This is a genomic window from Erythrobacter sp. S57(2025) (assembly GCF_057365055.1).
Genome location: NZ_CP200299.1, coordinates 403,816 through 425,199, shown reverse-complemented (window position 1 = coordinate 425,199; position 21,384 = coordinate 403,816). Strand labels below are relative to the sequence as shown.

At 58.2% G+C, this 21,384-nt stretch carries 22 protein-coding genes; 11 read left to right on the top strand and 11 right to left on the bottom strand.

Annotation, left to right across the window (positions count from 1 at the left end):
• Positions 1-9: 9 nt before the first annotated feature.
• Complete coding sequence (locus AC0V6N_RS01900) at positions 10-888, bottom strand: hydroxyneurosporene dehydrogenase (RefSeq protein WP_486169903.1); 879 nt, start codon at positions 886-888, stop codon at positions 10-12.
• Positions 852-2,426, bottom strand: a complete 1,575-nt coding sequence (crtD, locus tag AC0V6N_RS01895; protein WP_486169902.1) for a 1-hydroxycarotenoid 3,4-desaturase CrtD — start codon at positions 2,424-2,426, stop codon at positions 852-854. Before crtD ends, AC0V6N_RS01900 begins: the two co-directional genes overlap by 37 nt.
• A 140-nt stretch (positions 2,427-2,566) precedes the next feature.
• Between crtD and AC0V6N_RS01890 the strand changes: the two genes are divergently transcribed.
• The 9 genes from AC0V6N_RS01890 to pufM all read left to right on the top strand — a co-directional run bounded on the left by AC0V6N_RS01890 (position 2,567) and on the right by pufM (position 11,059).
• The gene (locus tag AC0V6N_RS01890; protein ID WP_486169901.1) at positions 2,567-3,694 is read left to right on the top strand and encodes a methyltransferase; all 1,128 of its coding nucleotides are present in this window, start codon (positions 2,567-2,569) and stop codon (positions 3,692-3,694) included.
• 131 nt (positions 3,695-3,825) lie between these two features.
• Entirely contained in the window at positions 3,826-4,761 is a 936-nt protein-coding gene (bchC, locus tag AC0V6N_RS01885; protein ID WP_486169900.1) for a chlorophyll synthesis pathway protein BchC, read from the top strand.
• Positions 4,758-5,747, top strand: coding sequence for a chlorophyllide a reductase iron protein subunit X (locus AC0V6N_RS01880; RefSeq protein WP_486169899.1), 990 nt, complete (start codon positions 4,758-4,760; stop codon positions 5,745-5,747). The genes bchC and AC0V6N_RS01880 overlap by 4 nt, the downstream gene beginning before the upstream one ends.
• Entirely contained in the window at positions 5,747-7,276 is a 1,530-nt protein-coding gene (bchY, locus tag AC0V6N_RS01875) for a chlorophyllide a reductase subunit Y (RefSeq protein WP_486169898.1), read from the top strand. Before AC0V6N_RS01880 ends, bchY begins: the two co-directional genes overlap by 1 nt.
• Positions 7,273-8,718, top strand: coding sequence for a chlorophyllide a reductase subunit Z (bchZ, locus tag AC0V6N_RS01870; protein WP_486169897.1), 1,446 nt, complete (start codon positions 7,273-7,275; stop codon positions 8,716-8,718). The genes bchY and bchZ overlap by 4 nt, the downstream gene beginning before the upstream one ends.
• Positions 8,719-8,856: 138 nt before the next feature.
• Positions 8,857-9,012: a light-harvesting antenna LH1, beta subunit gene (gene pufB / locus AC0V6N_RS01865; protein ID WP_486172405.1), complete on the top strand. Its 156-nt coding sequence runs from the start codon at positions 8,857-8,859 to the stop codon at positions 9,010-9,012.
• A gap of 37 nt (positions 9,013-9,049) precedes the next feature.
• Positions 9,050-9,196, top strand: coding sequence for a light-harvesting antenna LH1, alpha subunit (pufA, locus tag AC0V6N_RS01860; RefSeq protein ID WP_486169896.1), 147 nt, complete (start codon positions 9,050-9,052; stop codon positions 9,194-9,196).
• Positions 9,197-9,297: 101 nt separating this feature from the next.
• Positions 9,298-10,134 carry a photosynthetic reaction center subunit L gene (gene pufL / locus AC0V6N_RS01855; protein WP_486169895.1) on the top strand — a complete coding sequence of 279 codons (837 nt, stop codon included), beginning with the start codon at positions 9,298-9,300 and terminating at the stop codon, positions 10,132-10,134.
• Between the two features lies 1 nt (position 10,135).
• Positions 10,136-11,059, top strand: coding sequence for a photosynthetic reaction center subunit M (gene pufM / locus AC0V6N_RS01850; RefSeq protein ID WP_486169894.1), 924 nt, complete (start codon positions 10,136-10,138; stop codon positions 11,057-11,059).
• A 187-nt stretch (positions 11,060-11,246) separates the two neighbouring features.
• On the opposite strand, the gene AC0V6N_RS01845 is transcribed toward pufM, so the two are convergent.
• The 9 genes from AC0V6N_RS01845 to AC0V6N_RS01805 all read right to left on the bottom strand — a co-directional run bounded on the left by AC0V6N_RS01845 (position 11,247) and on the right by AC0V6N_RS01805 (position 19,321).
• Positions 11,247-11,804 (bottom strand): nucleotidyltransferase family protein, encoded by a 558-nt coding sequence (locus AC0V6N_RS01845; protein ID WP_486169893.1) that lies wholly within the window; start codon positions 11,802-11,804, stop codon positions 11,247-11,249.
• A 35-nt stretch (positions 11,805-11,839) separates the two neighbouring features.
• Positions 11,840-12,391, bottom strand: coding sequence for a P-loop nucleotide/nucleoside kinase family protein (locus AC0V6N_RS01840; RefSeq protein WP_486169892.1), 552 nt, complete (start codon positions 12,389-12,391; stop codon positions 11,840-11,842).
• Positions 12,392-12,471: 80 nt separating this feature from the next.
• Positions 12,472-12,729: a hypothetical protein gene (locus tag AC0V6N_RS01835; protein WP_486169891.1), complete on the bottom strand. Its 258-nt coding sequence runs from the start codon at positions 12,727-12,729 to the stop codon at positions 12,472-12,474.
• 21 nt (positions 12,730-12,750) lie between these two features.
• Entirely contained in the window at positions 12,751-13,233 is a 483-nt protein-coding gene (locus AC0V6N_RS01830; protein WP_486169890.1) for a TspO/MBR family protein, read from the bottom strand.
• A gap of 60 nt (positions 13,234-13,293) precedes the next feature.
• Positions 13,294-14,520 (bottom strand): geranylgeranyl diphosphate reductase, encoded by a 1,227-nt coding sequence (locus AC0V6N_RS01825; protein ID WP_486169889.1) that lies wholly within the window; start codon positions 14,518-14,520, stop codon positions 13,294-13,296.
• Complete coding sequence (locus tag AC0V6N_RS01820) at positions 14,517-15,869, bottom strand: BCD family MFS transporter (RefSeq protein ID WP_486169888.1); 1,353 nt, start codon at positions 15,867-15,869, stop codon at positions 14,517-14,519. The genes AC0V6N_RS01825 and AC0V6N_RS01820 overlap by 4 nt, the downstream gene beginning before the upstream one ends.
• Complete coding sequence (gene chlG, locus AC0V6N_RS01815) at positions 15,869-16,822, bottom strand: chlorophyll synthase ChlG (protein ID WP_486169887.1); 954 nt, start codon at positions 16,820-16,822, stop codon at positions 15,869-15,871. Before chlG ends, AC0V6N_RS01820 begins: the two co-directional genes overlap by 1 nt.
• Positions 16,823-16,986: 164 nt before the next feature.
• Positions 16,987-18,408 (bottom strand): transcriptional regulator PpsR, encoded by a 1,422-nt coding sequence (gene ppsR / locus AC0V6N_RS01810; RefSeq protein ID WP_486169886.1) that lies wholly within the window; start codon positions 18,406-18,408, stop codon positions 16,987-16,989.
• A gap of 13 nt (positions 18,409-18,421) precedes the next feature.
• Positions 18,422-19,321, bottom strand: coding sequence for a cobalamin B12-binding domain-containing protein (locus AC0V6N_RS01805; RefSeq protein ID WP_486169885.1), 900 nt, complete (start codon positions 19,319-19,321; stop codon positions 18,422-18,424).
• Positions 19,322-19,583: 262 nt separating this feature from the next.
• Between AC0V6N_RS01805 and bchF the strand changes: the two genes are divergently transcribed.
• Together bchF and AC0V6N_RS01795 are read left to right on the top strand one after the other, a co-directional pair.
• The gene (gene bchF / locus AC0V6N_RS01800) at positions 19,584-20,090 is read left to right on the top strand and encodes a 2-vinyl bacteriochlorophyllide hydratase (RefSeq protein WP_486169884.1); all 507 of its coding nucleotides are present in this window, start codon (positions 19,584-19,586) and stop codon (positions 20,088-20,090) included.
• Positions 20,087-21,382 carry a ferredoxin:protochlorophyllide reductase (ATP-dependent) subunit N gene (locus AC0V6N_RS01795; protein WP_486169883.1) on the top strand — a complete coding sequence of 432 codons (1,296 nt, stop codon included), beginning with the start codon at positions 20,087-20,089 and terminating at the stop codon, positions 21,380-21,382. Before bchF ends, AC0V6N_RS01795 begins: the two co-directional genes overlap by 4 nt.
• The last annotated feature ends 2 nt before the right edge of the window (positions 21,383-21,384 follow it).

Here is a 21,384-nt window from a genome sequence, read left to right as displayed (position 1 = left end):
AGCGCGCCCCTACCTCACCGATTGCCGAGGCATCCGGAACGGCAGCATAAACTGAACCACGGGCGAAGCGAACCGCCGCATGTCCAAGCTCTCCTGAACCGCGATCACCTCTTCCCCGTAGAGTTTAGATGCAAGTTCAGATCGCGCGTAGAAGGGCGTATCCTCCCAAGTTCGTCGCACTTCAGCCACGCCAATCTCAGACCGCGTCCGCCGCCCGATTTGCCAGCGTGAGTTGGGCAAAGGCGCGATGGCGGGAAGGTCAACTTCCACCGGAATAGCTTCGCGATCAAAGCGTATAGCGCTTGCAAAAAGGGAGCCATCACCGCGCTCGCCCTCATAGCAGACGACTGCGCCCGATTTCATATGCGCGCGCGACCAGTGCCAGGTGCGAAATCCGCTTTCCAAGGGTTCACGCCCGCGGTTGTGATCGAAATATCCTTCGCCCGACCAGCTGAGGTCAGGCCGCTCCATCTCCACTTCGATCCGGGCACGCGGGGCCATGCAGTGCCAGATGTGATTTTGCGCAGGGTCCAGCGCGAAACTGGTGGGATTTAGCGCCTCCGGGATCACACGAACTTTGCCGCATACTCGTCGGTGGATGGGATTAAACAGCCGCGTATCGCGCTCTTCAATGTCGATCTCCAGCACACTGCCATCCCAGCGCACTTGGCTGGTGCCAATGGTCAACGTCTTGTCATCGCGCTCAACATCGCCCGAAGGCCGCTCGTGCATAACCCAGCGATGTTGTGGGCCGTACATGGCGACATTTAGCGAGCAATGATCCATCGGACGCCCACGCCCGCTGGCTTTGTAATAGGGCGAGAAAACGCTGCCCAAAAAGGCGATCAGCGTCAGCCCGTGGCGTCCGTCTTCGCTGATGGCATCCACGTACCACCAGCTATAGCCACCCGGTTCGATTTCCTGGTCAAAACGAGGTCCGCGTGTGCCTTCTTCGCGGCCAGCAGCCCGGACAAGGCGGCCATCGGGACCCCGGCAGACGGGTGCGTCGCCCCCCCTGCGCAATACAGACCCGGCATCCGCGTGCGCGGTCCCTGTCTCAGAAAAGAGGCCGCCGAGCCGTGCGACGCTCTGCCATATAGAGCGCCCCCCGTTGCCGGGAACAGCGCCTCCCAATCCTGAGGTGTCATGAGTTGGTGAGGTGCCTCGTCCTCCAGCTTCAGGCCGCAGCGTTCCAATGTCGCTTTCATCGCCTTTGTGCATTGCTCTCTCTCCTCAGGTGAATAGGAACGGGTGTCGCCGTCAGCCGGTGCGTTGACGATGATTTGCAAGCGCTCTCGAATGCCGGCGCTGGATGTGTGAGCGTCCGGGGTATGACCGCTGCGATCCATCGCGCAGACATAGACGGTGGGTTCGCTGGGGGATCGGCCACCTGCGATCTCATCAAACTCACGCTTGTAGTCAGACGAGAAGAAGACGTTGTGATGCGACAGGTCGAAACCGGATGTTTCGGCATGCGCGTACCAGACATTGGCGGATAGAGAGCGTTTTGCAGGTGCCAGCGCTGACACAGCTTTGCTCGGCTGCGCGCCAAACTTTCCGGTCGCAATCGCATTGGGATCTGCGTTGCAGATGACGGCGTCCGCTTCGATCCGGTCGCCATTAGCAAGCCGCACTCCGGTCGCACCGCGCCCACGCTCGCTCAGAACTTCCGCCACGCCCACGCCCATGCGGAACCGCACGCCTTTGGCCTCGCACACTTTGCGCAAAGCCTCAGCCAGCGCGTGAATCCCTCCATCGATCAGCCACACGCCTGTCGCTTCAACATGTGCGATCAGCATAAGGGTCGCGGGCGCTGCGAAAGGGGAGGAGCCGCAATAGGTGGCGTAGCGGCCGAACAATTGTTGGAGGCGCGGATCAGGGAAGAACCCGGCCAAAGCGCGCCACATGTTCTGGTGCGGGCGCATCTTGGCAAAGGCGTCAAAACGCCAAAGACCAATGCGCCATAGCAGCGGCAGCGGGGTCGAGACATTGTCCCCGCGCATCATCGGCTCATTCAAAATGTCATACATCTCGCGCGTCGCGTGGCGGAACCGGCGATAACCAGCGGCAGCGTCTGCTCCTGCGAAATCACCCACCGCCTCTTCGCTACGCAATGGGTCGGCAAACAGGTCAAGCGTTTCGCCTTCATCCCAAGCATGGCGGGCGATGACATCGGCGCGGCGAATATTGACGTGATCATCCAGGCGCTCACCAAGCCTTGCGAAAACCTCGTCAAACACATCGCGCATGGTGAAGACCGTGGGGCCACCATCGACCTGCTGGCCATCGACCAGAACGCGCCGCGCTTTACCGCCGACGCTTTCCTCTTTTTCGACCACAGTGACGTCGTAACCTGACGCAGCGAGCCGAGCGGCGCTGGCCAGCCCGCCCATTCCTGCTCCGATCACGATGACTTTCTGAGCCATTTTCTACGCGCGAATGCTCTCCACCCTGCTGAGTGATCGCACGGGGACAACCCGCCCGATTCCCACATTATTATTGACCTCACAGCCCCATCTGTCCAATCTTTTGGACAATTGGTGTGTCAACCGATAGGGATCATTGGGTGGAACAGGGATCGCAAAACTGGAAAGTGCGCTGGGTGGCACGGCGCAATGCAGTCTTTGCCAATCCGCGCTTCCAATACTGGGCGGCCAAGCTCCCACTCATCAATCTGATCGCCAGAAGCCGCGCCAAAGGCGCCTTCGATATGGTCGCAGGCTTCGCCTATTCGCAAATCCTTCGCAGCTATGTCGAAAGCGCATTGTTCGATGTGCTTGCCAAGGGCCCGGTTACCCATGCGCATGTGGCCGACAGACTGGATTTGAGCGAGGAGGCGGCGCTTACCTTACTACGAGCGGGCCGCGCTTTGATGCTGTCCGAAGAAGCGATCAACGACGGCTGGATGCTAGGTGAGCAAGGTGCGGTGCTTGCGGCTGACAAAGGCGCGCAGGCGATGATCCGGCATCACCATATCCTCTATCGCGACTTGGCCGACCCGCTGGAATTGCTGCGCAAGGATCGCAAGGAACCGACCGAATTGTCGCGCTATTGGTCCTATGCAGGCGCGCTGCACGGCGCGGCTGAGCGGGGGACGCAGACAGCGGAATATTCCGAGTTAATGGCCACGTCTCAACACTTTGTCGCCGATCAGGTCCTTGCCAGCTTCACGTTTCCGCAGGACGCAAGGCTGCTAGATGTGGGTGGCGGACATGGTGCTTTTCTGCGCCGTATGGGGGAGGCGAACCCGACGCTGCAACTTGGCCTGCTCGACCTACCTGAGGTGGCGGAAGCAGGTGCGACTATTCTTGCAGACACATTCGGCGAGGAGCGCGTGACTGCACATCCCGGCAACTTCTTCGAAGACACAATTCCCACCGGCTACGACATTGTGTCACTTGTGCGCATCCTGCACGATCACGACGATGAACCGGCACGCGCATTGCTGTCCAATATCCAAAAAAGCCTCAAACCCGGCGCCAGCCTTCTGATTGCCGAACCCATGGCGCGCGTGGCGGGGGCAGAGGGCATGGGAGAGGCGTTTTTTGGCATGTATTTGTGGGCGATGGGCTCTGGCAGAGCGCGCAGCGTGCCGGAGATAAAGGCCATGCTGCACGATGCCGGATTTGCCACCACTCGCTTCATCGCGACCCCGCAACCGATTAACGCCAGTCTCATAGTTGCACAAAACTGACCAAAACTGTCTGCTTTGTTTGACACTTCTATATGTAAGGCGTAGCAAACATCTGAGAGAGGCCCCTTTAAGGGTCTCATCGCGAGTCGTTTAGGGATCAACGAAACGCGAGAGGGGAAGTTGAGGCTGGAATGAACACATTGGCCGTGATCCTTGAGGGACCTGAGCGTTTAACGCTTCAGGCGCTTGAGCTGAATCCGGTCGGCGTGGATGACCTGCTTGTCGACATCGCGTGGAGCGGCATCAGCTCCGGTACCGAAAAACTCCTTTGGAATGGCGACATGCCGGAATTTCCCGGAATGGGTTATCCGCTTGTGCCCGGTTACGAATCCGTTGGTCGCGTCGTCGAAGCCGGTGACAATGTCGCCGGTCGCGTGGGCGAGTGGGTCTTTGTCCCCGGCGCCAATTGCTACAAAGATGCGCGCGGATTGTTCGGCGGCACTTCCAGCAGAGTTGTTATTCCTTCTGCGCGCGCCTTGGCCGTGCCGGAAAGCTTGGGCGCAGATGGCGTGCTTTGCGCGCTCGCCGCGACAGCCATGCATGCAATTGCAGGGGGCTGCGCTCCTGATCTGATTATCGGGCACGGCGTCCTTGGTCGCTTGCTTGCCCGCATCACCATCGCAATGGGCAAAGCTGCTCCCACCGTTTGGGACACCAGCCCGTCGCGCCGCGAAGGCGATCACGGCTACAGAGTTCTCGCGCCAGAGAATGATGATCGCCGCGACTATTCCTCAATCTATGATGCAAGCGGTGACGCCGACATATTCGACACGCTTATTACGCGGCTTGGCAAAGGCGGAGAAATCACGCTGGCAGGCTTCTACTCAGAGCGTGTCAATTTCGCTTTCCCACCTGCTTTCATGAAAGAGGCTCGCTTTCGCGTCGCCGCAGAATGGCAGCCAGCGGATTTGGTGGCCACGCGCGACCTCATCGAAAGCGGCAAACTGAAACTCGACGGGCTAATCAGCGACCGCGCACCCGCGCAGCGCGCTGCCGAAGCCTATCCCAAGGCATTCAACGATCCTGACTGCCTCAAAATGGTTCTCGATTGGAGCGAAGCTGCATGACAATGTTGGACATTCAGACCGAAGCATTGCGCGAAGAAGCCTCGCAAGAGCCCGACCCCGTGCACACTGGCGAGGCCACCAGCGAAACGCAGGTGATCGCGATCTACGGCAAAGGCGGATCGGGTAAGAGTTTTGCCCTGTCGAACCTCAGCTACATGATGGCTCAGCAAGGCAAGCGCGTCTTGCTGATCGGGTGTGACCCCAAATCAGACACAACCAGCCTGCTTTTTGGCGGCAAAAGCTGCCCGACTATCATCGAAACCTCTTCGAAGAAGAAACTCGCGGGCGAAGAAGTGACAATCGAAGATGTCTGCTTCCAGCGCGACGGCGTGTTCGCAATGGAGCTTGGCGGGCCAGAAGTTGGCCGGGGCTGCGGTGGTCGCGGGATCATTCACGGCTTTGAACTGCTTGAGAAACTGGGCTTCCACGAATGGGGCTTTGACTACGTTCTCCTGGACTTCCTGGGTGACGTGGTCTGCGGCGGGTTCGGTCTGCCGATTGCGCGCGACATGTGCCAGAAAGTGATCGTGGTCGGGTCGAATGACCTCCAATCGCTCTATGTCGCCAACAATGTTTGCCATGCGGTCGAATATTTCCGCAAAATGGGCGGCAATGTCGGCGTGGCTGGCATGATCGTGAACAAGGATGATGGCACTGGCGAGGCGCAGGCTTTTGCCGAAGCGGTCGACATTCCTGTGCTCACTGCGATCCCCGCCAATGAAGACATCCGGCGTAAGAGCGCAAACTACCAGATTATCGGTACGCCAGGCGGCGAATGGGCCTCTCTTTTTGAAGAGCTGGCCGTCAACGTCGCTGAGGCCCCGCCGCGTCAACCCTCTCCACTCGATCAGGATGGCTTGCTTGACCTGTTTTCACCCGAAGAAACGGGCGGAAATGTTGAGCTGATCCCTGCCACTCAGGCCGATATGCGCGGCGGAGTATTTGAAGAAAAACCATCGCTTGAGGTCGTTTACGACGAGATTTGATGACAGACGCACCCGCCTCTAATCGCGATCGCGACACGCTCGATCTGGCAGCGCCAGCACCCGAAAGCGGTGCCTGCTCCAGCAGCGATACAATGCGCCAGGCCGCGCGCGATGCGGGTAAGAGCGATGTGCTCGATCAATACGCAGCCGACTATCCCGTTGGCCCGCATGATCAACCGCAAAGCATGTGCCCAGCCTTCGGGTCGCTCCGGGTGGGCCTTCGCATGAAGCGCACCGCAACCGTGCTATCAGGCAGTGCGTGCTGCGTTTACGGTCTCACTTTCACCTCGCACTTTTACGGTGCGCGGCGCACGGTCGGCTATGTGCCGTTCTCCTCAGAAACGCTAGTTACCGGCAAGCTCTTTGAGGACATCAAAGAAGCGGTTGAGGACCTCGCGAACCCCGACGATTACGACGCGATTGTCGTCACAAATCTGTGCGTTCCCACCGCGAGCGGCGTCCCGCTGCGGCTGCTCAAAAAGCAGATCAACGGCGTGCGGATTATCGGTATCGACGTACCCGGCTTTGGCATCCCAACCCATGCTGAGGCAAAGGACGTGCTGGCTGGCGCGATGCTGCAATATGCGCGCGAGGAAGTCGCCGCAGGACCAGTGGCTGCCCCCAAAGAGCGTTCTGACAAGCCCACGGTCGCGCTGCTTGGTGAAATGTTCCCAGCAGATCCGGTGGTCATCGGGCAAATGCTCGAACCGCTCGGTTTAGCGGCTGGGCCCGTTGTTCCTACACGCGAATGGCGCGAACTCTATGCGGCGCTCGATTGCTCGGTCGCTGCGGCAATCCACCCGTTCTACACCGTCAGCATTCGCGAATTTGAAACCGCTGGTCGCCCTGTGATTGGCTCAGCCCCCGTAGGCGCAGATGGCACGGCTGCATGGCTCGACAGCCTCGGCAATGCGATGGGCTTGCCCCAAGACAAAGTTGACGGCGTGAAGAACGCCATGATCGGCGCTGTTAAGGGCGCGCTGGCGTCGGCTCCGATCAATGGCCGCGTGACAGTGTCAGGCTATGAAGGCTCTGAATTGCTGGTCGCCCGCCTACTAATCGAAAGCGGCGCGGATGTGCCCTATGTCGGCAGCGCTTGCCCACGCACCAAATGGTCCGATCCAGACCGCGAATGGCTCGAAGCGCGCGGCGTGAAAGTCAATTTCCGCGCGAGCCTTGAAGAAGACATCGCCGCAGTTGAGGAATACCGCCCTGATCTGGCCGTTGGCACCACTCCCGTGGTCCAGCATGCCAAGGCAAAGGCCATCCCGGCGCTCTATTTCACTAACCTGATCTCAGCCCGCCCACTAATGGGTCCTGCAGGCGCTGGCAGCCTTGCGACGGTCATCAATGCGGCGATGGGTAACAAGGCGCGCTTTGACAAGATGCGCAACTTTTTCGAAGGCGTGGGCGACGGACACGCAACTGGCGTTTGGGAAGACACTCCCATCGACCGTCCGAAATTCCGCAAAAAATACGCAGCCCTCAACGAAGCAGCGCGCAAAGCGTCTGAGGCGGTGGGTACATGACGCTGGTTCTCGATCACGATCGCGCAGGCGGCTATTGGGGGGCGACCTACGTCTTCACCGCAGTCAAAGGCCTGCAGGTCATCATTGATGGCCCGGTGGGTTGTGAGAACCTGCCGGTGACATCCGTGCTGCACTACACCGACGCCCTTCCCCCACATGAATTGCCGATTGTGGTGACGGGTTTGGGCGAGGAAGAGCTGGGCAAGACCGGCACCGAAGGCGCGATGAAACGCGCATGGCAAGCGCTTGACCCTGAATTGCCAGCCGTGGTGGTCACAGGCTCTATCGCCGAGATGATCGGCGGCGGCGTGACGCCCGAGGGCACTAATATCAAACGCTTCCTGCCGCGAACGATTGATGAAGATCAATGGGAAAGCGCAGACCGTGCGCTGACATGGCTCTGGACCGAATTTGGCCCCAAGAAGGCTGTGAAGCCTAAGGCCCGCAAGGAAGGCGAAAAGCCGGTCGTCAACATAATCGGCCCATCTTACGGCATGTTCAATATGCCTAGCGATCTCGCGGAAATTCGTCGCTTGGTCGAAGGGATTGGCGCTGAAGTTGGCGTGGTCTTTCCATTGGGATGCCACCTCGCCGATATCCGCCAGCTTGGCACATCAGACGCCAATGTCTGCATGTACCGCGAGTTTGGCCGCAACCTTTGCGAGACTTTGGAACGCCCTTACTTCCAAGCGCCGGTTGGGCTCAGCTCCACCACCAAATTTCTGCGAGCGCTTGGTGAAGAACTCGGGCTTGATCCCGAACCCTTCATCGAGCGCGAAAAGCACACGACGATTAAGCCGCTGTGGGATTTGTGGCGTTCGGTCACGCAAGACTTCTTTGCCACCGCCAATTTCGGCATCGTCGCAAATGACACTTATGCGCGCGGCATCCGCCACTTCCTTGAAGAAGATATGGGCCTGCCTTGCGCGATGAGCGTGAGCCGCTGCGCTGGGGTCAAACCCAAGAACGAAGACGTGCGCGAGGCAATCCATACGAACCCGCCGCTCGTCATGTTCGGCTCTTACAATGAGCGCATGTATATGGCTGAGGTCGGCGCGCGCGGGAAATTCATCCCGGCAAGCTTTCCCGGGGCGGCCATTCGCCGCCACATAGGCACACCCTTTATGGGATATTCGGGTGCGACTTACCTCGTTCAAGAGGTTTGCAATGCGCTGTTCGACGCGCTGTTTCACATCCTGCCGCTCGCAACAGAGATGGACAAGGTCGATCCGACCCCGGCGAAGAGCGAGGGCGAAGTCACCTGGGATGCGGACGCCAAGAAGCGCCTCGACGATCTGGTCGAAGCGCAGCCCGTGTTGATCCGAATTTCCGCTGCCAAACGCCTGCGCGATGCCGCAGAGCGCAGCGCCCGGCGCGCAGGCAGCGACATTGTTACCGAAGATTTGCTCGCAGAAGCGCTTCTCGAAGGAGAAGGCGCATGATGCAGACGAGCGCACCAGCTTTGTCCGGCCCCGAATTCGTCGGGACCGGATATCCGCAATCCACGTGGGGGATCACGCGCGGATATCGCCGGGGGCAGTTCTGTCCCCGCTCCAATGTAACTAAACGGAGTATTGAACATGGCAGATGGTGATCGCCCCTCAGTGGGGACGTATCTGACCGACGACGAAGCAAAGGAAATCCATGGCGCGTTCATGGGTACCTTCACGCTTTATGTCGGAATTGCGCTCGTCGCGCATGCCCTGATGTTCTGGTGGAAGCCCTGGTTCTACTAAAGAGCCCGCGTTTTCCTATTAGAATAAGGAATTGATTATGTACAAGATTTGGCATCATTTCGATGTACGCCGGACTCTCGTTGCCCTTCATGTGGGCCTCGCTGTTCTGGCGTTCACGATCCACTTCATCCTGCTCAGCACGGAGAAGTACAACTGGCTCGGCGGTATCGCTGCAGCCGGCTGATTAAGCCGATAAACTGTGAGGGGGCAGGTTCGCCTGCCTGCCTCCCACAATTCGAATTCGGAAACTAATTGACCCACCCTTTTGGTGGGAAGGATGGACCTATGGCGCTCCTTAGTTTCGAGCGGAAATACCGCACGCGCGGTGGTACATTGATCGGCGGAGACCTATTCGATTTCTGGATAGGGCCGTTCTATGTCGGATTCTTTGGAGTCACGACGGCAATCAGCGCCCTTTTGGGCACAATGCTGATTTTTGCCGCCGCGCTTCAAGGCACCACCTTAAATCCCTGGCTGATCGACATTCAACCACCGTCGATCGAAGCCGGACTTGCCTTTATGCCCCTTAATCAGGGTGGCTATCACCAGGTCATTACGGCCTGTGCGTGTGTCGCCTTTATATCTTGGGCGCTGAGGCAGGCAGAGATCTCTCGCAAGCTGGGCATGAGCTATCACGTGCCGATTGCTTTTGGCTTTGCAGTCTTTGCCTTCATCACATTGAACGTGATCCGTCCGTTTTGGATGGGTGCCTGGGGACATGCGTTCCCATATGGCATCTGGACCCATTTGGACTGGGTATCGAACACTGGATATTCCTATGTGAATTTCCATTATAATCCGGTGCACATGCTCGCGATTGCGTTCTTCTTCACGAACTGCCTCGCGCTTGCCCTTCACGGCGGCCTTGTTCTGTCAGCGGTCAACACCTCTGACGATGCAGAGGTGCGTTCACCGGAATATGAAGACACCTATTTCCGCGATTTTATAGGCTATTCGGTCGGCACTTTGGGCATCCACCGTGTGGGTATGTTCTTAGCGATCAACGCTGCGTTCTGGAGCGCGATCTGCATCGTGATCTCAGGCACGCTGGTGACCGGCAGCTGGATTGAATGGTGGGATTGGTGGCGAGCCATTCCGATCTGGTCAGCAGGAGCATATTGATATGGCGACTTATCAAAACATCTTCACGCAGATCCAGGTTAAGGGTCCACCTGAAATGGGTGTTCCGCTAACCGATGGCAGCGAAGACCGTATCGAGGCCACAGGCTACAATTACTGGATGGGCAAGATCGGTCAGGCGCAGTTTGGCCCGCTCTATCTGGGTTGGCTCGGCATGATTTCGCTGGTCTTTGGCTTTGCCGCATTCATGATCATTGGCCTCAATTTCTGGGCTGAGGCCGGGTGGAGCCCGCAAGTGTTCATGCGCGAGCTGTTCTGGCTCTCGCTCGATCCTCCGGGACCTGAATATGGCTTTCAGTTCATGGTACCGCTGAATGAGGGCGGCTGGTTTATCCTAACCGGCGCGTTCCTCACCATCTCGGTGCTGTGCTGGTGGGCGCGGACCTATTACCGGGCAAAAGCTCTGGGAATGGGCATGCATATCCCATGGGCATTTGCGAGCGCGATCTGGCTGTTCCTGGTGCTGGGCTTTATCCGCCCTGCTCTGATCGGCAGCTGGTCTGAAGCGGTGCCTTACGGTATCTTCAGCCACCTTGATTGGACGAACAACTTTTCGCTTATTCACGGGAACCTGTTCTACAATCCGTTCCACGCCCTTTCGATCGTGTTCCTCTATGGCTCAGCTGTGCTGTTCGCCATGCACGGGGCAACGATCCTCGCGCTTGGCCGCTATGGCGGTGAGCGTGAGATTGAGCAGATCACGGACCGCGGCACAGCCTCGGAACGCGGTGCACTGTTCTGGCGCTGGACCATGGGCTTTAACGCCACGATGGAATCCATTCACCGTTGGGCCTGGTGGTTCGCAGTGCTGACAACGCTTACAGGCGGCATCGGCATCCTGCTATCCGGCACCGTGGTCGATAATTGGTACCTCTGGGCGCAAGAGCACTATTACGCGCCAAAGTGATGTGAAGTGGCGGCGAGGAGAAAGGCGCCCTCACCGCTCACCTCAAATCACGCGCCAAAGGTTCAAGGAGCCCGGCCCACAGCAATGTGCGGCCGGGCTTTTTGGGCTTGGGGGACGGCTTGGCAACGACTGCGTGTAGTGCAGCGTCCGCCAAAGAACTTCGACGGCTCTGGGGGGAAAGCGGACCCTAGGGCACTGCGCGGTGAAGCATTGACCAATTTTCGAACCACTCCTTCTTCCGAATTCTTTCCTCAAAGATCGACCGCTTTTGCACATCGAACTTTGCCGTTGGACGGATGACCAGGTGGAAGAGGTCGTCCAACCCCAATGGGCTTGCAATTTCACATCCGTCTGAGCCGATGCGTCTTGCCGCAACGGCTGTCGCCGTCTCCGGCCAGTGGCGCATGGCGTCAGTCGCAGATTGGTAGGGTGCATCACAGTTGCGGACGTGCATTCTAGCTTGATTCTTGACTGACCAATCAATCGAAGGATTGGTAGTGCGGAGCGCTTCTTCAATCGCATGGTCACGAGCCGGGTCGGAACAATCCTGGTCGAACCAAATGACGTCCACATCCCCATGAATGGGGCTTTCGGGGCGACCGTGGAGAGCGTCCCAAACAGCATTTCTCACAAAGCCAGCGGCAATCCAGCAATCAGGAAGCTCCAGATCGGCAACAACACCTAGCAGACGCCAACGAAATGCATCGGCTCGAAGGACTGCTACAACTTGCCCGGCGTAATCCATCACAAGAGTTTCCCGGTTACAACCAAACTGGTCGACTAAGCGAAGAGCCGTTGGAGCTCTGCTCTAGCTTGGTCAACCAAAGCATCAATGTCGGTTAAGTCGCTGGTCTCGATCGTGGCAACGGGGAAGGCTCCAAGTGGCCCCAGCGAAGAGAGCTTATCGAACTGCCTGGCCACAGCATCATATCTAGAAGCATCATTGTGACCTGGGTGGCGTTTCCGTTCGAAAAACCTCTTTTGGGCGATAACTGGATCGCATCTGCAATGAAGCTCGACGACTTTCGATTGCAGCTCAGCAACCCAAGTTGTCGGGGTCCCATACGACACCTTGTGATCCGTTGGTCGCCAGAATGAGACCAGCACAGCGCATGATTGAGCATTCGCGCATTCTTCAAGTCGGACGTCACTCTTACGGCTCAATTCTTGCCGAAGAACCATATCCACACTGTCAAACTTCTCAAACTCAGCTTCGAGAAATTGGTCTTTGTCTAGAAACGGCCAGCAAATAGCCTCTGCAAGTCTCTTTCCAATTGCTGTCTTACCTGATGCAGGCAAGCCCGAGACAAGCACAAATCCTTCTTGCTTCATGGGCCATATATCGCAGAATCAGCGTTGCCTGAGAAGTACGCAACTGGGTCGAAAGCGGAATAACAGGTTTTGGCGCGTTGCTAATCCAGAATCCGCCCCTGCAAATCCATCAAGTGCAGCGGCAGTGACAACGCGAGCAACCCTGCGACCCACCACCAGCCAGCACCTACCAACGCAGCTCGTAAGGCCAGTACGATAAACACCGCTGGGCCGAGGAAGCCTGCAATCCTGGCGAAGCTCCACCCGCGCGACTTCAGCCAGACTGCCTCAAGCGCTAGCACAGCCAGCACCACGTCTGCGCCGTGGCCTTTTGTGAAGAATTCAGCGATCCAATCCACGCGCTCGCCTACAACCCGCGCTCAGCCGAAGGGGCCGTTTAGGTCGACCACAGCCCAATTGAGCGCACCGGCAAATGTCACCCACACCAGATAGGGCATGAAGAGCAGCGCCGCGCTTTTTGAATGCCTTCCCGAATAGACGATCAACGCAACGATTGAGAGCCACAGCAGCAGCAACTCAATAAACGCCCAATCGGGTCGCTGGATGCGGAAGAAGATCATGCTCCAAGTGATGTTGAGGAAAGCATTGAGCGCGAACAGCCCGATAATCGTGTCGGAAACTTTTGGCGTCGGCGCGGCTCTCCAAGCGCTCACAATCGCAGCCGTGTTAAACGCAAAGATCAGCGTCCAACCGATGGGAAACAGCCAGTCAGGCGGGTTCCAACTCGGCTTCTCAAGGCTTTGATACCAGGGCCCAAGATCCGTAATCGTCGCGCCCATTGCGGCCACGATCACCGCAGCGACTGCGGCAAGAATGCTCGGTAAAATCCAGGTCTTCTTCATGGTGATCCCCATCACATGTTGCTCAACAGCGCTCTACCCGTCGCGCCTTTACAAACGCGATTACTGCCTGCTCGGCGTTGATGTCGCGCCGGCGCTCGCCTCCGGCCGCAAACCCAACAAATGCGCGGTGTCCTTCAGGAAAATTTTGACATGCGCCATCGGCTTTGACCGAACCAGCTTCTTGTTCATGTAAGCCTGCCAGGTAAGCTGCTGCACGTCTTTGTCATCGCACATGTCAACAAAACGCTCGCGCCGCTTATCTGACGAATACCAGAAGTACTGCATGATCCCGAGGATCCAGAACACGCGGCCATGCTCTTTCATAAAGCGGCTGCGCGCGCGTTTGAGTGCCTTCGCCTCGCCCGTTTTGAGCATCTCGCTGGCGGCCTGCGCAGAGACACGTCCGCCCACCATCGCGTAATATATCCCCTCGCCTGATGCGGGCGCGACGATACCAGCGGCATCGCCTGCGACGATAACATCGCGGCCATTATCCCATTTTTTGAGCGGCTTTAACGGGATCGGCGCGCCTTCACGCCGCACGGTCTCACACCGGGTGAGGTCGAGTTCGGAGCGCATTTCTGACACCGCGCCTCTTAGTGAAAAGCCCTTGTTTGCACTGCCCACGCCGACGCTTGCGGTTTCTCCATGCGGGAAGACCCAGGCGTAAAAATCAGGCGAAAGCTTGCCCTGATAGAACACGTCGCAGCGGTTCGCATCGAACGCTTCGGTGTCGTTTGCAGGGGATTTGATGATTTCGTGATAGGCGAAAACGCATTTGACGCGCTCGGCATTGGGCAGCGCCTGTTTGGCGACGGAAGACCGCGCGCCATCAGCGCCAACAATGCAGCGCGCGCGGATTCTCTCAATCGGTCCACCGCGTTCACGGCGGAAGGTCACCATTGGATGCGGCTCATCATCGCGCTCAATCTTTTCAAAGGTCGCGCACAACCGCTCTGCACCGCTCTCCACAGCGCGCACCCGCAGCCATTCATCGAAATCTTCGCGATCAACCATTCCTACATAGCCGATCTCGCCCACCGGCATATCCACCGCGCGTCCCGAAGGTGCGATCATGCGGGCGGAGCGGGCACGTGCAACCAACAGGCTTTGTGGGATGTCGAAATCTTCGAGCATTCGCGGTGGAACAGCCCCGCCGCACGGTTTAATCCGCCCGCCGCGCTCCATCAGCAAAACCGAATGGCCAGCCAGCGCGAGCTCGGTTGCAGCCGTTGCCCCAGCGGGGCCTCCGCCCACGACGACTGCGTCATAGATTTCCTGCGTCATGCGAACACCTCTGCTTCCCTCTCTCGAATTGCGCGCGATGGGGACAGCCCCTTGGCCGTGGCTCTCACCGCCAGCCATGCGGCGATGACAAACAGCCCCGCCTCAATCGCGAAAATTAGCTGAAACGCGCTTGGATCATTGCCGATCAGGCGACGTGCGGCATCCAAACCGCCTCCGCCCAGCATCCCGCCAAGGCCAAAAGCGATGGCCTGCGCGGCACCCCACACGCCCATGCGTACCCCTTCGCGTGTTTTTGCACCGGCGCCTGCAAGCCCCATCATCGCTCCAATGGCTGCGACCGCGAAAAGCCCGTTGCAAAAGCCGAGCACAAAGACATTGGCAGCGATCGGCCAGCCCGGCCCAACCACGGCGGCAAGCGCTAAACTTGCAAGCGCAATTGCCGAACCCAAGCACCCAAAGACGATCCAATGGCGCAGCTCAAACGGCATTCGCCCAGCAAAAGCGCTCCCGCCAATTCCGGCGACAATCATTCCGACCAGCACGCCGCCTGATTGCATTCCGCCCAACTGCGTGGATTCGCCCGGTGTCATGCCAAATATCAGCCCGGCAAATGGCTCCAGGATCAAATCCTGCATGTTAAACGCCATCATCGAGACAAAGATGAACAGCGTGAAGCGGCGAGCAGCCTTTTCGTTGAGTATCTCACGCAGGGCTTCTTTGAACGCAGGCGGAGGATCGCTCTTCGCGGTCTCAGCAAAGGTCACACCCCCGCGCGGTTCAAGCCGAAATACGGCAAGCGCGGTGATTGCAATACAAGTGAGAAGCAGACCCGATGCCACCGCCAGCAAACGCTCTGGTGAGAAAGGTTGGAGGAGCTTACCCACCGTGATGGCGGACACAACGATGCCAGCAACCATCATGATCCATGTCACTGCCGCTGCTGCCGCTCGGCGATCTGGCGCTACGCCGGAAGCGAGCAGTGCGAGCGCGGACGTGCCGGCTGCGCCAACACCTACGCCGATCAATGAATAGCCAAGGATCGCCAGCGCCATCGCGGCTGTGAAATCGTCCGCGACCATAATTGTCGCCTGAACCGCCATTATGGCTCCGAGGCCTAGGACGACAATGCCCCCTAAAATCCAAAGCGCACGGCTGCCGCCCTTATCGGAGCCATGCCCCCAAAGCGGGCGGCACAATTGCACCGCATAATGCCAACCGACCAGCCCTGCGGGGATGGCTCCTGCGAGCGCATACTCGACCACCATCAAACGATTGAGAACCGTGGTGATCAGCATCACCATCGCACCGATTGAAGCTTGCACCAAACCGATGCGAATGATCGCGAACCAGCCAAGACCTGCGGACGAAGGCGTGCTTGGCGAGCGCATCAGATGTACCCCCCAAGGCCAAGCGCAGATGCGAGCATGCCCAGCACAAACAGGGTAACTCCAACGCCATTGTACCAAGGCGCATATTTCTTGGGATCGCGCAGAAGCCGGGGCATCGCGGCAAGTTGCAACAGCAGCAGTCCGGTCACCACGATGGCCGAATTGGTCAGACCCCATGAGGCCAGCAGCGCGATGACAACAATCTGCGGCAGCGCCATCACTGCGCAAGCGAGCAGAGCAGCGCGCTTCACGCCCAAAATGACGGGCAGCGATTTGAGACCTGTGGCCCGGTCGCCCTCCACCGCCTTAAAATCGTTCAGTGTCATGATGCCGTGCGCGCCAAGGCTATAGAGCAGCAGCGTGACCAGCACTTCCATACGCGGCATTGCGCCCAACATCACAGCGGCGCCAGTAAACCAGCTCAATCCTTCATAAGTGAGACCAACAACCGCGGGTCCTGTCCAACCGCTCGTCTTAAAACGGAATGGCGGCGCGCTGTATCCCCATGCGAGGGCCAGGCCGACCAGAGCCGCGACAAAAACCAATGGGCCAAGCAGCCATGCAACAATCGCTGAGATCGCTGTTGCGATCAGTGCAATATAAAGCCCCCAGCGCCCCGCAATCCTGCCCGACGGGATCGGACGGTCGGGTTCATTGATCGCATCAACGTGCCGATCAAACCAGTCATTGACCGCTTGGCTCGTCCCGCAAACCAGCGGGCCTGCAAGCATCACACCGCCCGCAACAAACAGCCAGCGACCATCCAGGCCTGCGCCTGACGAAACCGCGCCACACATGAACGCCCACATTGGCGGGAACCATGTGATCGGTTTTAGCAGTTCGAGGATATCGCGCGATGCCGGTGCGCCAGCCGTGTGTGGCTCAGGCTTCTTATTGGAAACCGGGCCTTCGCCTTTGATGGCGTTGCGAGTTGAGACGGCAGAGCGCTCCATATAAGGAGGCTATGCCTGACAGTCGTAGGCGTCAAATATATTTGACACTATTGGACCTGAGAATGCCGGTTTTGGGTATGTTTTATGGAAAATTCGGGATAATGAGCCATTTTGACAAGACACAGCATGTGTCCAAACGGAGCATTTGGCGGCTCAAGTTGTGCTTATTCGGGATCGCCGCCGAGATCGCCTAGGCCGTGGCGATGGAGTTTTGAATAGAGGCTCTGACGCGAAAGCCCTAGGATCTCGGCTGCCGATGCACGGTTATCCGATGTGTATTGCAACGCCGCTTCGATACACAGTCGCTCGATCAAATCAGTGCTTTCGCGCACAATTTCCTTAAGCGACATGCGACCGACAAGGTCAGTCAATTGCTCTACCGAGCGCGGCATGTCCTGTGTGCCCGGTGGCAGATCCCGTAAACGGCGTCCAATGGGGCGAATTACAAAAGCATAAAGGCCATTCTCGCCATCGGCGCGAACCGCAGACAGCTCGATCGGCTCCCCTTCAACTTCGTCGCCATTGCGCAAAACCGTGCTTACATTGCGCGCGGCGCCATGCTGGTCAATCTGCCCTTCGATAAGGTCCAAATCGATGCCTGGCCGGCCAATCCATTTGGACAAATGCTGACCTCTCAGCTGATCGAGGCTGGCTGCTTCAACCATCTCAATGAAGGCCGTGTTTGCATTGACAACTTGCAGCGCGGCGTCCGACACCACGAAAGCGTCAGGCATGTGCTCGACCAAATCCACCACCGGTGAATGCGTCGATACCTCACCCTCTTCGACGGGGTTGAGACGGAGCAACAGGAACTGCCCGCGATCCTGCGAAAAGCCTGATGCGGATGCAGTGACAGCGCGCGAACCTTTGCCAATTGTGATGTCCAGCGGGGCCGTATTGTCAGATGCAAGCGCTGCACCAATGAGGCCCTGAAGCCGCTCACGTGATGATTTTTCCACAAGTGAGGCAAGTTTTTTGCTCGCTAGTGCGCCAGGACGAGCCCCGAATAGCGCATGAGCGGCGCTATTCGCTTCACGGATTCGCTGCGTATTTGCCTCGAGAATCAGCACCGCCTCGCGTGATTGGTCGAACAACATGCGGTAGCGAGCATCGAGTTGACGCATGCGCAGATAGTCCCGCTCCAACGATTGCTGAACTTGCAACAAACGCTGTTGCATCTTGCCAGCTTCGCGCAAATCGCGGCCAAATGCGATCCGGTGCTCGCCGCCATTTACATTGAGCACAGCGTACCGAATGGGCACGTCACCATCGCGTGTGGGGTGATTAACCTGGCGCCAGTGCTGGACTTCACCGCGCCGAGCAGCAGCCAACATTTCCATCACTTTCGGGCGGCTTTCGATGGTCACAGTGTCGAGCCAGTTGGTACCCTCCCAGCCCTCAAACCCCGGAAATTCCTTAGGATCAAAGGCAGTATCGACGATCAAGCCAGTGTCATCGAGCACCAAAGTGATGTCACCTGCAACCATGGCAAGTTTCATCGCAGCATCAGCGTCGAGCGAGTTAAACAGCTCAGCCGCTTTACCGAATGGGTTCTTCCCTTCGATCGAGTGTTTGCGTGTCAGCATCCGATCGCCGACCCTATCTCAGCATGTGCGCACGCACCGGTGCGACCTGTACCAATCGCTCCGCCACGTCTAGCGCGGCACGAGCGTCGGCGCCGGTCCCATCGGCTCCTACTTCGGCAACTATTGCTGGATTTTGGTTGATCATGTGACCACCGATAAGAATTGAGAGGTTTGGATTGGCAGAAACCTTTCGCACCGCCGTAATGAATTTGGCAAGGGCCGGGCTAGGACAATCGCGAGATACGGTCAATCCTACCAGGTCGAAGCGCTCACGCGACACCGCGTCGAGCAATTCCTTGCGAAGTGGCCTTGCGATCGCGGTGCTGTGCCATCCGGCGCGGGCAAAGATTTCATCAATCATCAACGCGCCAAAACTGTGCTGATCACCCGGCAATGGCGCGAACAGTGCGCGCGGTGCATCGGGCGCTGGAGCGCGACGCTCAACCGGTGAACGCGCGGAGATTTCGCGCATGACTTCTTGCAAACGCCAAAGGCCCATTGTGACATCGGTGAAGTCGCATTCATCCGCGCTCCACATCTCGCCAAGGCGGCGAGCTGCAGGAGCGAGCAGATCGATGTAGATGGACTCGACGCTAACGCCGTCATTCAGAAACGCGTCAACTTCTGCGAGCAAGCCAGCAGCTTCAATGTGCAGCGGCAGCGCCGCAAAACGATGCGCGTCGACTAGCGTGATTGTGTTGTTCGGCTTTGGATTGTGCGACGCCGCTTCGACGGCGTGCGCCATCAGCAGTTTAGGGATGATCTCCCCCTCAATGATCGCGTTCAAGCTCTCAGCGGATTCAAGCGCTGCTGCATCATGCGGAGTTTTGCGACGCCCAAGCGGGTTGGACATAACCTTCTTTAGCGCGGCTGAGCCTGCGCCAATAACTCCTGTCCCCTTCGAGTCTGCCATTTGAGACCCTTCCCATTCCCGGCTGGATAACTCCGGGTAGGCGCGGTCAAGTGTGTCTGGATCGCGTCGACGCCGATGAGGTCGAAACGATTCCGACTCCTACTCCATCAGTGACGAAGGGTTTACCTCATCTCGTGCCAATACGCAATCTGTCTCGCAATGAAGCACACAAAGTGTCTAATTATTTATACGTCAATAAAATTTGACACTTGTATGAGCAAAGGCGTACCCCAATGCCTGACAGGAAAGGCAATTGGGACCGATGAGTTGTCAGACACATACGGATTTGAGGGAGAACGGGGCGCTCTACACACCTGCAGAGCGCCAGCGCCGTGACGAGTCGGTTTGGACAATCGTCCAAGGTGTCCTTGCGCCGTTACAGTTCCTAGTTTTCCTGATCAGTCTCGGCCTTGTGATCCGCACGTTGATGACCGGCGAGGGCGCCTTTGCCGCTGATGCTTCGATCGTGATCAAGACGCTCGTCCTCTATACCATCATGATCACCGGCTCGATCTGGGAAAAGGTCGTGTTTGGTCGCTGGTTGTTTGCCCCGGCATTCTTCTGGGAAGATGTCTTCTCGATGCTCGTGCTGGCACTCCACACGCTTTATCTGGTGATGCTGTTTGGAGCGATTGGCACGGTTGAACAGCGCATGTGGGTCGCGCTCGCGGCCTATGGCTCATACGTCATCAATGCTGGCCAATTCCTTTGGAAACTGCGCATGGCCCGGCTGCAAGGTTCGCTTGAACCAAAGGCGGTGCCAGCATGAACGCGCCCACCGTCTTACCCGGTTGCGATAGCCCAAAAAACCAAGGCGCGGCCCGCCCCGTTCTTCGCGAACGCGGGCAACGCGAAGTTTTCTGCGGCCTTACCGGCATCGTCTGGCTTCACCGCAAGATGCAGGACGCCTTCTTCCTCGTAGTAGGCTCACGCACCTGCGCTCACTTGCTGCAATCGGCGGCAGGCGTAATGATCTTTGCAGAGCCGCGCTTTGCGACCGCCATCATGGAAGAGCGTGATCTGGCGGGCATGGTCGACGCGCAGGAAGAATTGGACCGCGTTGTCACACGCCTGCTCGAGCGCCGCCCTGACATCAAAACGCTATTCCTTGTGGGCTCATGCCCATCCGAGGTCATCAAGCTCGACCTTGCTAAAACGGCAGAGCGTTTGGGCGCGCAGCACATGCCAGATGTGCGCATCCTCAACTATTCCGGCAGCGGGATCGAGACGACCTTTACTCAGGGCGAAGATGCCTGCCTTGCAGCGCTTGTCCCCGTTATGCCAACCGAAACGGCTGACGCTGCCAAGCAATTGCTGATCGTGGGCGCCCTGCCTGATATCGTTGAAGATCAATTCCTGCGGCTCTTTGAACAACTCGGCATCGACAATGTCGGCGTTCTGCCTGCTCGCAATGCGCGCGACCTGCCTCCTGTAGGACCGAACACGCGCTACCTTCTTGCTCAGCCTTTCCTGTCCGAAACGGCAATGGCGCTGGAGGGTCGCGGAGCAACGCGGATAGATGCTCTCTTCCCATTTGGCGCAGAAGGCACGACCGGATGGCTGAACGCGGCGGCGCAGGAATTTGGCATTGATGAAATGCACTTCAATTCCGTGGTCGCACCGGGCCGCGAACGCGCCAAACGCGCGATTGAGCACTCACGCCCAGCGCTCGAAGGCAAGCGCATCAGCTTCCTGCCAGACTCACAACTCGAAGTGCCGCTTGCGCGTTTCTTAGCAACTGAGCTCGGCATGGTTCCGGTCGAAGTCGGCACGCCTTACCTTCACCGCGCGCATTGTGCGCAAGAGCTCGACCTGATCCCGCCATCGGCGCGTATCAGTGAAGGCCAGCATGTAGAACGCCAGCTGGACCGCGTGCGTGAGGACAAGCCGGACCTTACCGTCTGCGGCCTAGGCCTAGCCAACCCGCTGGAGGCTGAGGGCTTCTCTACCAAATGGGCGATTGAGCTCGTCTTCTCGCCGATCCACGGCTTCGACCAAGCTGGCGATCTCGCTGAACTCTTTGCGCGCCCGCTTCGGCGGCGTGACGTGTTGGAGGTGTAGCG